At 58.1% G+C, this 13132-nt stretch carries 9 protein-coding genes; 5 read left to right on the top strand and 4 right to left on the bottom strand.

Features of this window, described 5'->3' with window-relative positions:
* Positions 1-17: 17 nt before the first annotated feature.
* The gene (gene treB / locus RTU33_RS17530; RefSeq protein ID WP_312629144.1) at positions 18-1436 is read right to left on the bottom strand and encodes a PTS trehalose transporter subunit IIBC; all 1419 of its coding nucleotides are present in this window, start codon (positions 1434-1436) and stop codon (positions 18-20) included.
* A 135-nt stretch (positions 1437-1571) separates the two neighbouring features.
* Complete coding sequence (treR, locus tag RTU33_RS17525) at positions 1572-2519, bottom strand: trehalose operon repressor TreR (RefSeq protein WP_312629061.1); 948 nt, start codon at positions 2517-2519, stop codon at positions 1572-1574.
* A 189-nt stretch (positions 2520-2708) separates the two neighbouring features.
* Here treR and mgtL point away from each other — a divergent pair, with 189 nt between their 5' ends.
* The 5 genes from mgtL (at position 2709) to mtgA (ending at position 9709) form a co-directional block, all read left to right on the top strand.
* Positions 2709-2762 (top strand): mgtA regulatory leader peptide MgtL, encoded by a 54-nt coding sequence (gene mgtL, locus RTU33_RS21905; RefSeq protein WP_409438261.1) that lies wholly within the window; start codon positions 2709-2711, stop codon positions 2760-2762.
* A gap of 154 nt (positions 2763-2916) precedes the next feature.
* Positions 2917-5625: a magnesium-translocating P-type ATPase gene (gene mgtA / locus RTU33_RS17520; protein ID WP_312629059.1), complete on the top strand. Its 2709-nt coding sequence runs from the start codon at positions 2917-2919 to the stop codon at positions 5623-5625.
* 145 nt (positions 5626-5770) lie between these two features.
* The gene (arcB, locus tag RTU33_RS17515; RefSeq protein WP_312629058.1) at positions 5771-8098 is read left to right on the top strand and encodes an aerobic respiration two-component sensor histidine kinase ArcB; all 2328 of its coding nucleotides are present in this window, start codon (positions 5771-5773) and stop codon (positions 8096-8098) included.
* A 235-nt stretch (positions 8099-8333) separates the two neighbouring features.
* Positions 8334-8987, top strand: a complete 654-nt coding sequence (gene elbB / locus RTU33_RS17510) for an isoprenoid biosynthesis glyoxalase ElbB (RefSeq protein ID WP_312629057.1) — start codon at positions 8334-8336, stop codon at positions 8985-8987.
* On the top strand, positions 8984-9709 hold the full coding sequence (gene mtgA / locus RTU33_RS17505) for a monofunctional biosynthetic peptidoglycan transglycosylase (protein ID WP_312629056.1): 726 nt from the start codon (positions 8984-8986) through the stop codon (positions 9707-9709). Before elbB ends, mtgA begins: the two co-directional genes overlap by 4 nt.
* A 40-nt stretch (positions 9710-9749) precedes the next feature.
* Here the strand turns inward: mtgA and RTU33_RS17500 are convergent, their stop codons facing one another.
* Together RTU33_RS17500 and RTU33_RS17495 are read right to left on the bottom strand one after the other, a co-directional pair.
* Positions 9750-10253 (bottom strand): GNAT family N-acetyltransferase, encoded by a 504-nt coding sequence (locus RTU33_RS17500; RefSeq protein WP_312629055.1) that lies wholly within the window; start codon positions 10251-10253, stop codon positions 9750-9752.
* Between the two features lie 120 nt (positions 10254-10373).
* The coding region (locus RTU33_RS17495) for a valine--tRNA ligase (RefSeq protein WP_312629054.1) at positions 10374-13132 on the bottom strand (2759 nt) is incomplete at its 5' end.

The following is a 13132-nucleotide window of genomic DNA, read 5'->3' as shown; positions in this document are numbered from 1 at the left end:
AGTGCGCCCCGAAAAAGTCAGACAATCTGTAACGCGCCCTGGCGGAATTTACGCTGGTACATCACGGTGGTGAGGATAATCGGCACAATCACCGCAATCGCCATTGCGAGGGCATAAACGGCCCAGAACTTCGGCTGGATGGAGAGGATACCCGGCAGGCCGCCGACGCCAATCCCGTTGGCCATCACGCCGTTCAGGCCGCAGAGCAGGCCCGCCAGGCCGGAGCCAATCATCGCGCAGAGCATCGGGAAGCGGTACTTCAGGTTGATGCCGTACATCGCCGGTTCGGTCACGCCGAGGTAGGCGGAGATGGCAGCAGGCACTGAAATTTCACGCTCGTTGTGTTTGCGGCTGCAGATAATGATGCCGACAACCGCAGACGCCTGAGCAATATTAGACAGCGCAATCAGCGGCCATACCGGGGTGCCGCCCATGCTTTGAATCATCTGCATGTCGATGGCAAGCGTGGTCTGGTGGACGCCTGTGATAACCAACGGCGCATACAGGAAGCCAAACAGCGCCGCCCCAATCGGCGCGAAGCTGCCGGTCATCAGGTGGCGTACCGCGAAGGCAACGCCATCGCCAATCCAGCGGCCAAACGGGCCGATAAAGGCGTGGGCGAGGAACACGGCCAGGATCAGCGAGCAGACCGGCACAATCACCAGGTAGAGATAATCCGGCACGATGCGCTTCAGGCGCGTTTCGATAAAGCCGAGCGCCAGGCCTGCCAGCAGCGCCGGGATCACCTGCGCCTGATAGCCGACTTTCTCAATGGCGAACAGGCCGAAGTTCCACACTTCCGGAATCTTGCTGCCGAGCTCGTAGGCGTTCATCAGCTGCGGAGAGACCAGCGTTACGCCGAGCACAATGCCGAGGATTGGCGTACCGCCCATCTTCTTCACCGCAGACCAGCAGATGCCGACCGGCAGATAGAAGAAGATGGCTTCGCCAATCAGCCACAGGAAGTCGTACAGCGTTTTCAGGCCCGGGTACATCTGCGCCAGGGTCTGGCCGTTGCTCATCGGCACGTCGCCGATGACGTTACGGAAGCCGAGGATCAGGCCGCCGCTGATCAGCGCGGGCAGCAGCGGGAAGAAGATTTCCGCGAAATGGGAGATCATCTGCTCGTGCCATTTCATGTTCTGGCGTGCGGCAAGCTTAGCCTGCTCTTTATCGGCGGAAGCCTGCCCGGTGGTGGTCAGCAGCAGCTTGTACCAGTCACCCACGTCGGTGCCGATCACCACCTGGAACTGCCCGGCGTTGGTGAAGCAGCCTTTCACCATCGACAGATCTTCAATGGCCTTCGGATCGGCCTTTGCCGGATCGTTCAGCACGAAGCGCAGGCGGGTCAGGCAGTGGCTGACGGTGGCGATGTTATCGCGCCCGCCAACCAGCACGATCAGTTTGTCGATGTCCTGTTGATTAACTTTGCTCATCATGAAGCCTCATGACTGTAGAAGAAAGGGAGTGTATTGACTGGCTGCAAGAGTATCCGCTTCGCTGAAAATCGAAAATGGGAACGTTCCCGAAATTGGGTGAGGATCACAATAATTCGGTTTTGCGCGTAGCCGTCAGGCGAGGGAGGCAGGGATGATCAGCTGCTGGGGTGCGATACGGCCATTGATCTGCTCGATCAACTGATGTGCGGCCTGGCGGCCCGCTTCACCGTAGCCCGGATCGACGGTGACAATCTCCGGATGCAGGAATTTCATCAGCGGGGTGTTGCCGACGCTCGCCAGCTGTAGCGTGTCGTTGCGCTGTTCCTGGAGGTATTTGCTGGCGCCGAGGGCGAGGGTATCGGTGGCGCAAACCAGCGCGGTAGTCTCTTCATGGGTGACGCTGCTGACGGCGTCATAACCCTGCTTCATCGCCAGGCCCGGGAGGGCGGCAACAGGGTGGATTTTGTGTTTTTTACAGAAGGCGAGATACGCGTCGTGGCGGCGCTTGCCGGTGGTCACGTCGCTGTGCGGCACGCCCAGATAGCTGATATGGCGGTGGCCTTTGTCGTACAGGTGCTGCATCAGCAGGGTAATGGCCCCTTTATCGTCGTAGCAGACGGAGGCAATGTCTTTGGCATCGCGGGCGAGCATCACCAGCGTTTCGCGCCAGGGCTTTAGCATCGCCTGGGTGATGCCCGTAAAGCCGAACAGCACCACGCCGTCGATATTGCGGCGGCGCAGCATGCCGAGGTGTTCTTCCACCTTTTCTGGCGAAAACTGGCTTTCCATCATGATCGGGTCGTAACCCTGTTCGTAGAACGCCGGGAGCATGGTCTGCACTGCGAGGTTTTCCGACAGCGAATCCAGGCGGCTCATAATGATCGCCACCACCTTATCGCTCTGGCCGCGCATGGCGCGCGCCGAACGGGAAGGGGAGAAGTCATGCTGATTCATCACCGCTTCGACCCGCTCACGGGTGCGCTGGCTGACGCCGCTTTCATTGTTCAGCACGCGGGAAACCGTCGATTTCCCGACGCCGCTTAAGCGCGCAATATCTTTGATGGTCAGCCGGTTTTGCATCCTTTTTTCCCGTGTCAGCGAAGCGATTTGAAGAAAGAGCGTAATCGTACTCAATGAAACTTCAATGAGTAAAGTCTGGTATACGCGCCGTTTAGCTATGCGCGCCTATAATAATCGGCATTATCGCTACGCATTGTAAGGTTTAAGAGGTATAGTGCGCAGCGTTTCTTTTCACTTACCGGAGGCTGTATGGATCCCGATCCCACGTCCCATCATCGATGGAGCATGATCTTTTCCCGGTAAGCCAGTCTTTCGCTGCCTTACCGGATAATGCGTGAGGCAGTGACGTCATTTCTCAGATGTCCCTGTTTTAACTAAAAAAGTACCATCAGGTGCGGCCTCGTTGCGCCTGACAGTTACCCGCGATCGCCGAACGGCGAGCGCGAAGGGGCTTATTATGCTGAAAAACATTACCCGGCAGCTGATCGCACAGCTCAGCCGCCATCTGCCACATCGTCTGGTCAGCCGCGATCCGCTGCCGGATGCAAAAAACCTGGCCGCTGCGCCGATTCCGGACTCTCTTAGCAAGCAGTGTCTGAACGTCGCGGCGATGGATGAAAACGAAATCTGGCGGGCGTTCAGCAGCCACCCGGAAGGGCTGAACGAGCAGGAAGTTGAAGATGCGCGCGAACAGCACGGCAGCAACGTTATTCCTGCGCAGAAGCCATCGCCATGGTGGGTGCACCTGTGGCTCTGCTACCGTAACCCGTTCAACATTCTGCTGACCATTCTCGGCGTGATCTCCTACTCCACGGAAGATCTGTTTGCCGCGGGCGTTATCGGCCTGATGGTGATGATCTCCACGCTGCTGAACTTCATTCAGGAAGCGCGATCCACCAAAGCCGCCGATGCGCTGAAGGCGATGGTGAGCAACACTGCGACGGTGCTGCGCGTGGTGAACGAGCTGGGGGAAAGCCGTTGGCTGGAGATCCCTATCGATCAGCTGGTGCAGGGCGATATCGTTAAGCTTTCGGCCGGTGACATGATCCCGGCGGATCTGCGCGTGTTTCAGGCGCGCGATCTGTTTGTCGCGCAGGCTTCGCTGACCGGCGAATCGCTGCCGGTGGAGAAAGTGGCGCGCAGCCGTGATCCGCAGCAAAACAATCCGCTGGAAGCCGATACCCTCTGCTTTATGGGCACCAACGTGGTGAGCGGTTCGGCGCAGGCGATCGTCTTTGCAACCGGCGGCAATACCTGGTTTGGTCAGCTGGCGGGGCGCGTCAGCGAACAGGAAAGCGAGCCGAATGCGTTCCAGAAAGGCATCAGCCGAGTCAGTATGCTGCTGATCCGTTTTATGCTGGTGATGGCGCCGGTGGTGCTGTTGATTAACGGCTACACCAAAGGCGACTGGTGGGAAGCGGCGCTGTTTGCGCTCTCCGTGGCCGTGGGCCTGACCCCGGAAATGCTGCCGATGATCGTCACCTCGACGCTGGCGCGCGGGGCGGTGAAGCTGTCGAAGCAGAAGGTCATTGTGAAACACCTCGACGCGATTCAGAACTTTGGCGCGATGGACATCCTCTGCACCGATAAAACCGGCACTCTGACGCAGGACAAAATCGTGCTGGAAAACCATACCGATGTGTCCGGCAAAACCAGCGAACTGGTGCTGCACAGCGCCTGGCTCAACAGCCACTACCAGACCGGGCTGAAAAACCTGCTCGACGTGGCGGTGCTGGAAGGCGTGGAGCAGGAGTCAGCCCGCAGCCTGTCCGAGCGCTGGCAGAAAATCGATGAAATCCCGTTTGATTTCGAACGCCGCCGGATGTCAGTGGTGGTGTCCGAGCAGGACGACGTGCACCAGCTGATCTGCAAAGGCGCGTTACAGGAGATCCTCAACGTTTCCACTCAGGTGCGTTACAACGGCGAGATTGTCCCGCTCGATGACACCATGCTGCGTCGTATTCGCCGCGTAACGGATACCCTGAACCGTCAAGGGCTGCGCGTGGTGGCGGTGGCGACGAAATATCTGCCCGCCCGAGCTGGCGACTATCAGCGTGCTGATGAATCCGATCTGATCCTCGAAGGCTACATCGCGTTCCTCGATCCACCGAAAGAGACCACCGCACCGGCGCTGAAAGCGCTGAAGGCCAGCGGCATCACCGTGAAAATCCTCACCGGCGACAGCGAGCTGGTGGCGGCAAAAGTGTGCCACGAAGTCGGCCTGGAAGTGGGCGATGTGGTGGTGGGCAGCAGCATTGACGAGATGGGCGACGACGAGCTGGCGGCGCTGGCAAAGCGCACTACGCTGTTTGCCCGCCTGACGCCGATGCACAAAGAGCGTATCGTCACGCTGCTCAAGCGTGAAGGACACGTGGTCGGCTTTATGGGCGACGGTATCAACGACGCCCCGGCGCTGCGTGCGGCAGATATCGGTATTTCCGTGGACGGCGCGGTGGATATCGCCCGTGAAGCGGCGGATATCATCCTGCTGGAAAAAAGCCTGATGGTGCTGGAAGAGGGGGTTATTGAAGGCCGCCGGACCTTCGCTAACATGCTGAAATACATCAAGATGACCGCGAGTTCTAACTTCGGTAACGTCTTCAGCGTGCTGGTGGCAAGCGCCTTCCTGCCGTTCCTGCCGATGTTGCCGCTGCACTTGCTGATTCAGAACCTGCTGTACGATGTATCCCAGGTGGCAATCCCGTTCGATAACGTTGACGAGGAGCAAATCCAGAAGCCACAGCGCTGGAACCCGGCAGATTTGGGGCGCTTTATGGTGTTCTTCGGACCGATCAGTTCGATTTTCGACATCCTGACCTTCTGCCTGATGTGGTTTGTGTTCCACGCCAATACGCCTGAGCACCAGACGCTGTTCCAGTCCGGCTGGTTCGTGGTGGGCTTGCTGTCGCAGACGCTGATCGTACATATGATCCGTACCCGCCGCATTCCGTTCATTCAGAGCCGGGCCGCGTGGCCGCTGATTGTGATGACGCTGCTGGTGATGGTGGTCGGGATCGCGCTGCCGTTCAGCCCGCTGGCAGTCTATCTGTCGCTGACGCCGCTGCCGCTTTCCTACTTCCCGTGGCTGGTGGCGATTCTGGTGGGCTACATGACCCTGACGCAGTTGGTGAAAGGGGTCTACAGCCGTCGCTACGGCTGGCAGTAATCGTCTGACGCAACGCCCCTTTTCCGGCAAGAAAGGGGCGTTTTTACCTTCCTGATGCCAATCATTACCGCATTTTTCGCACAACCTTCAACGCGTTGCTCAGAATTGGGTATTATTGAGCGACGTTGTGGTGAAGGAAATCCCTATGAAGCAAATCCGAATGCTTGCGCAGTACTATGTCGATCTGATGATGAAGCTCGGCCTGGTGCGCTTCTCAATGCTGCTGGCCCTGGCGCTGGTGGTGCTGGCCATCGTGGTACAGATGGCGGTCACCATGGTGCTGCATGGTCAGGTCGAAAGTATCGACGTTATCCGCTCTATCTTCTTCGGGTTGCTGATTACGCCCTGGGCGGTTTATTTCCTCTCGGTGGTGGTGGAACAGCTGGAGGAGTCGCGTCAGCGCCTGTCGAAGCTTGTCGATAAGCTTGAGGAGATGCGTGACCGCGACCTGAAGCTTAACGTACAGCTGAAGGACAACATCGCTCAGCTTAACCAGGAAATCAGCGACCGCGTAAAAGCGGAGGCCGAGCGCCAGAGCACGCTGGAGCAGCTGAAAATCGAGATGAAAGAGCGCGAACAGACGCAGATCCAGCTCGAGCAGCAATCCTCTTTCCTGCGCTCCTTCCTTGATGCCTCGCCGGACCTCGTGTTCTACCGCAACGAAGATAAAGAGTTCTCCGGCTGCAACCGCGCCATGGAGCTGCTGACCGGCAAAAGCGAAAAGCAGCTGATTCACCTGAAGCCAGCGGATGTCTACTCCCCGGACGCGGCGGCAAAAGTCATTGAAACCGATGAGAAAGTCTTCCGCCACAACGTTTCTCTGACCTATGAGCAGTGGCTCGACTACCCGGACGGGCGCAAGGCCTGCTTCGAAATCCGTAAAGTGCCGTACTATGACCGCGTCGGGAAGCGTCATGGCCTGATGGGCTTTGGCCGCGATATCACCGAGCGCAAGCGCTACCAGGATGCGCTCGAACGCGCCAGCCGCGACAAAACCACGTTTATCTCCACCATCAGCCACGAACTGCGTACGCCGTTGAACGGCATCGTCGGCCTGAGCCGCATTCTGCTGGATACCGAGCTCACCACCGAGCAGGAAAAATACCTGAAAACCATTCATGTTTCGGCAGTGACGCTCGGCAATATCTTCAACGATATTATTGACATGGATAAGATGGAGCGCCGGAAGGTGCAGCTGGATAACCAGCCGGTCGATTTCACCAGCTTCCTGGCCGACCTGGAGAACCTCTCCGGTTTGCAGGCTCAGCAAAAAGGGCTGCGTTTCGTGATGGATCCGACGCTGCCGCTGCCGCATAAGGTCATCACTGACGGCACGCGCCTGCGGCAAATTCTGTGGAACCTCATCAGCAACGCGGTGAAGTTTACCCAGCAGGGCAACGTTTCGGTGCGGGTGCGCTATGACGAAGGCGACATGCTGCATTTCGAAGTGCAGGACTCCGGCATCGGGATCCCGCAGGAGGAGCAGGACAAGATTTTCGCCATGTATTATCAGGTGAAGGACAGTCAGGGCGGGAAGCCTGCTACCGGCACCGGTATTGGTCTGGCGGTATCGCGCCGCCTGGCGAAAAGCATGGGCGGTGATATTACGGTCGCAAGCCTTCCGGGCAGCGGTTCAACCTTTACCTTGACGGTTCATGCGCCGGCGGTGGCGGAGGAAGTCGAGGACGCGTTCAGCGACGACGATATGCCGCTTCCAGCGCTGCATGTGCTGCTGGTGGAAGACATTGAGCTTAACGTGATTGTGGCGCGCTCGGTGCTGGAGAAACTCGGCAACAGCGTTGACGTGGCGATGACCGGAAAGGCCGCGCTGGAGATGTTCACCCCGGGCGAATACGACCTGGTGCTGCTGGATATTCAGCTGCCGGACATGACCGGCCTGGATATCTCCCGCGAGCTGAAGCAGCGCTACCATGCCGATGAGCTGCCGCCGCTGGTCGCGCTGACCGCAAATGTGCTGAAAGACAAAAAAGAGTACCTGGATGCGGGCATGGATGATGTCCTGAGCAAACCGCTCTCCGTGCCGGCATTGACGGCGATGATCCAGAAATTCTGGGATACCCCTGACGACGAGGAGAACCACGTGACCGCAAGCGACAGCAGTAAATCAAGCAACGTGCTGGATACCGACATGCTTCAGCAGTACATCGAACTGGTGGGGCCAAAGCTGATTACCGACGGTCTGGCCGTGTTCGAGAAAATGATGCCGGGCTACCTGGCGGTGCTGGAATCTAACCTGACCGCTCGCGACCAGAAGGGCATTGTCGAAGAGGGGCACAAAATCAAAGGCGCGGCGGGCTCTATTGGCCTGCGCCATATTCAGCAGCTGGGGCAGCAGATCCAGACGCCCGATCTTCCTGCGTGGTGGGACAACGTGGGGGAATGGGTTGAAGAGATGAAAGCCGAATGGCAACAGGATGTGGCAGCCCTGAAAGCGTGGGTGGCCAGCCGATAAAAATGACCCCGGTCAAGCCGGGGTGCGCGAATACTGCGCCAACACCAGGGAAATCGTGGCTGCGCCTTAGCGTTGATATCGTTGTTGACTGGCACTGCCTGAAAACGGGGTTGTACGCTCATTAAGATAGCAAAACTTATAATATTTGTTACGTAAATCAGTAAAATGTGTGAAGCATAGCGGTTAAATCAAAATAATTGATGGGCTTCATACGGTTGCAACAAGGAAACGCGTTATGAAAAAAATTGGCGTCGTGCTGAGCGGCTGTGGTGTCTATGACGGCAGTGAAATCCATGAAGCGGTGCTGACCCTGCTGGCGATTGCCCGCAGCGGCGCTAAGGCGGTCTGTTTTGCGCCTGATAAAGCCCAGTCGGACGTGATTAATCATTTGTCTGGTGAATCGATGGCGCCCGAACGCAACGTGCTGATTGAAGCCGCGCGTATTGCCCGCGGTGAGATTCAGCCGCTGTCGATGGCAGATGCACGCGAGCTGGACGCGCTGATTGTGCCCGGCGGTTTCGGTGCGGCGAAAAACCTGAGCAATTTTGCCGTGCAGGGAAGCCAGTGCAGTGTCGATCCGGAGCTGAAGGCGCTGTCGCAGGCGCTGCATCAGGCCGGTAAGCCACTCGGTTTTATGTGTATCGCCCCGGCGATGCTGCCCGCGATTTTCGACTTCCCGCTGCGCATCACTATCGGAACTGACATAGACACCGCTGAAGTGCTGGAAGAGATGGGCGCAGAGCACGTGCCTTGCCCGGTGGATGATATCGTCGTGGACGAAGAGAACAAAGTGGTGACAACGCCTGCCTACATGCTGGCGCAGAATATCGCTGAGGCCGCGACGGGCATCGAGAAGCTGGTCGCGCGTGTGCTGGTGCTGTGCGAATGAGATCACGTCGTTCACCTCTCTCCTGGCTGAAACGCATTGCGCTGCGGGTGCTGCTGGTGCTTGCCGTTTTCTGGGGCGGCGGAATAGCGCTGTTCAGCGTGCTGCCCGTCCCGTTTTCGGCGGTGATGGTTGAGCGTCAGCTGGGCGCCATCTTTAGCGGCAACTTCCACTATCTGGCCCATTCCGACTGGGTCAGCATGGATGAGATGACGCCGTGGATGGGGCTGGCGGTGATTGCGGCAGAAGATCAGAAATTCCCCGAACACTGGGGGTTTGACGTGTCGGCGATAGAAAAGGCGCTGGCGCACAACGAACGCAACGAGAACCGCATTCGCGGTGCCTCAACGCTCTCGCAGCAAACCGCCAAAAATCTGTTTTTGTGGGACGGAAGAAGCTGGCTGCGTAAAGGGCTGGAGGCCGGGCTGACGGTGGGGATTGAAACCGTCTGGAGCAAGAAACGCATCCTGACCGTTTACCTCAATATCGCTGAATTTGGCGAAGGCGTGTTCGGCGTGGAAGCCGCTTCGCAGCGCTATTTCCACAAGCCTGCGAGCAAGCTGACGATGTCTGAAGCCGCGCTACTGGCCGCCGTATTGCCGAATCCTCTCAAGTTTCGGGCTGATGCGCCTTCCGGTTACATCCGCAGCCGTCAGGCGTGGATCCTGCGTCAGATGCGCCAGCTTGGTGGGGAAGGGTTTATGCGGGAGCACAAGCTGTACTGACTTTTGCCTGCGCGAACGGCGGCAGGCAAAGTGGATGAAATCAAAGCACCTTCAGCATCCGCACTTCGCAATCCACATGGCCCGTGCAGCCGAGCGGGCCGTCTATATGCTCAAAGCCTAAATGCTCATACAGCGCGATGGCCTCTTTCAAAAAGGCCGTGGTTTCCAGATAACAGCGCGTAAATCCCTGACGACGCGCATGATCCATCGCCATCAGCGCCAGCTTCTTCGCCATGCCTTTGCCCCGCGCCGTGGGCAGAAAATACATTTTTTGCAGCTCGCAGATATCCGTATCGCTGCATTTCAGCGGCGCTACGCCGCCGCCGCCCACGATCTTCCCGCCTTGCTCGATAACCCAATAGGCATGCCCCGGCTGGCTGTAGAGCTGATACAGCTCGTCCAGGTTCGGGTCGGCCACGGTGTAGCCTTTGTCGGCCGTGAGGCCGTATTCGGCAGAAACCTGGCGGATGACCGAAGCGACGGCTGAATTATCCTGCTCAGCAATCCGGCGCAGCGTGAGGGCGGCGGGGGTCATAACATTCATAGCATTACTCGTGGCGATATGTGACAGATAGTGCAGTTAATAGCACCGCAGAAAAATGAGTGCAAGCGAGGAGTTTTCAGGAAGAAAACCCCTTACGCGGGTGCGTAAGGGGTTGAGGGATTACAGCGCGGCGATCACGGCCTGCTGTTCAATCAGCTTCGCTTTCGCTTCGGCGTAGCCGTCGAGTTTCTCACGCTCTTTGGCAATCACCGCTTCCGGTGCGCGTGCCACAAAGCCTTCGTTCGACAGTTTGCTTTCGATGCGGCTGATTTCGCCTTCGATCTTCGCCACTTCTTTCGCCAGACGCGCCAGCTCATCTTCTTTGTTGATGAGGCCAGCCATCGGGATCAGCAGCTCTGCGCCGTCGATGATTTTGGTCACGGAAACCGGGCCTTTGTCATCCGCAGGCAGAATGGTGATGCTTTCCAGACGCGCCATGGACTGCAGGAAGCTCTGGTTATCGGTCACGCGACGCACGGCATCGGCGCTGCAGCCACGAAGCAGCAGCTCCAGCGGTTTGCCCGGCGCGATGTTCATTTCCGCGCGGATGTTACGTACGGCAACGATCGCCTGCTTCAGCCATTCGGTATCGGCCAGCGCGGCTTCATCAACCTGAGCGGCATCGAACGCCGGGAACGGCTGCAGCATGATGGTGTCGGCAGTGTTGCCACAAAGCAGCTTCACGCGCTGCCAGATTTCTTCAGTGATGAATGGAATGATTGGGTGCGCCAGGCGCAGCAAACCTTCCAGCACGGTGACCAGCGTGTTGCGGGTGCCGCGCAGTTCTGCTTCAGAGCCCCCGGTCATCACCGGCTTGGTCAGCTCCAGATACCAGTCACAGAACTGGTTCCAGGTGAACTCATACAGGATGCCCGCGGCGATATCAAAGCGGAAGTTATCCAGCGCTTCACGGTACGCTTTCACGGTCTGGTTGAATTCCGCGAGGATCCAGCGATCGGCCAGCGACAGTACTTTTTCGCCGCCGTTGAAGCCGCAATCCTGATCTTCGGTGTTCATCAGCACGAAGCGGCTGGCGTTCCACAGCTTGTTACAGAAGTTGCGGTAGCCTTCCAGGCGCTTCATGTCCCAGTTGATGTCGCGGCCGGTTGAGGCGAGCGCGGCCAGGGTGAAGCGCAGGGCGTCGGTGCCGTGCGGCTCGATGCCGTCCGGGAACTGCTTCTCGGTGCGCTTGCGGATTTTTTCCGCCAGCTGCGGCTGCATCATGTTGCCGGTACGTTTCTCCAGCAGGTCAGCCAGAGAAATACCGTCGACCATATCCAGCGGATCAATGACGTTACCTTTGGATTTGGACATCTTCTGGCCTTCGTCATCGCGGATCAGGCCGGTCATGTAGATGGTCTTGAACGGGATCTGCGGCTTGCCGTCTTCATCTTTGATGAAGTGCATGGTCATCATGATCATGCGGGCGATCCAGAAGAAGATAATGTCGAAGCCGGAGACCATCACGCTGGTTGGGTGGAACTGACGCAGTGCGTCGGTGTTTTCCGGCCAACCGAGGGTCGAGAACGTCCACAGCGCGGAGGAGAACCAGGTGTCGAGCACGTCTTCGTCCTGACGCAGCGCGACGTCTGCGCTCAGGTTGTTTTCGCTGCGCACTTCTTCTTCGGTGCGGCCAACGTAGACGTTGCCTTCGTTGTCATACCACGCCGGGATACGGTGACCCCACCACAGCTGACGGGAGATACACCAGTCCTGAATGTCGCGCATCCAGGAGAAGTACATGTTTTCGTACTGCTTCGGCACGAACTGGATGTCGCCGTTTTCTACCGCTTCTACGGCAGGCTTCGCCAGCACGTCGGCACGCACGTACCACTGGTCGGTCAGCATTGGCTCGATAACCACGCCGCCACGGTCGCCGTACGGCACGGTCAGATCGTGAGGTTTGATTTCGTCCAGCAGGCCCAGGGCATCAACGGCGGCAACGATGGCTTTACGCGCGGCAAAACGCTCCAGCTTCTGGAATTCCGCCGGGATGTCGCTGGAATAAACGTCGGACTCTTCGCCTTTGGTATCGAACACCTGCGCGCTTTCGCGGATATCGCCGTCGAAGGTCAGGATGTTGATCATTGGCAGCGCGTGACGCTTACCGACTTCGTAGTCGTTAAAGTCGTGTGCCGGGGTGATTTTCACGCAGCCGGTGCCTTTTTCCATGTCGGCGTGTTCGTCACCAACAATGGGAATGCGGCGGTTAACCAGCGGCAGCACCAGGAATTTGCCAATCAGATCTTTGTAACGCGGATCTTCAGGGTTTACGGCTACGCCGGTGTCACCGAGCACGGTTTCCGGACGAGTGGTGGCAACCACGAGGTAATCTTTACCGTCTGCAGTTTTCACACCGTCTGCCAGCGGATAGCGGATGTGCCACATCGAGCCCTTAGACTCGCGGTTTTCCACTTCGAGGTCAGAAATCGCGGTGCGCAGTTTCGGGTCCCAGTTGACCAGGCGCTTGCCGCGGTAGATCAGATCTTCTTTGTACAGGCGAACGAAGACTTCTTTCACGGCATTGGAAAGGCCTTCGTCCATGGTGAAACGCTCGCGCTCCCAGTCTACGGAGTTGCCGAGACGGCGCATCTGGCGGGTAATGGTGCCGCCGGATTCGGCCTTCCACTGCCAGATTTTGTCGATAAAGGCATCGCGACCGTAGTCGTGACGGGTTTTCCCTTCTTCAGCGGCAATCTTACGCTCCACCACCATCTGGGTTGCGATACCCGCGTGGTCGGTACCGGCCTGCCACAGGGTGTTTTTGCCCTGCATGCGCTGGTAGCGGATCATGGTGTCCATGATGGTTTGCTGGAAGGCATGACCCATATGCAAACTGCCGGTGACGTTCGGCGGCGGGATCATGATGCAGAAGGACT

The sequence above is a fragment of the Scandinavium sp. genome (assembly GCF_032012665.1).
In the GTDB taxonomy this organism is placed as follows: domain Bacteria; phylum Pseudomonadota; class Gammaproteobacteria; order Enterobacterales; family Enterobacteriaceae; genus Scandinavium.
This window is presented reverse-complemented; position numbering and strand designations above follow the sequence as displayed.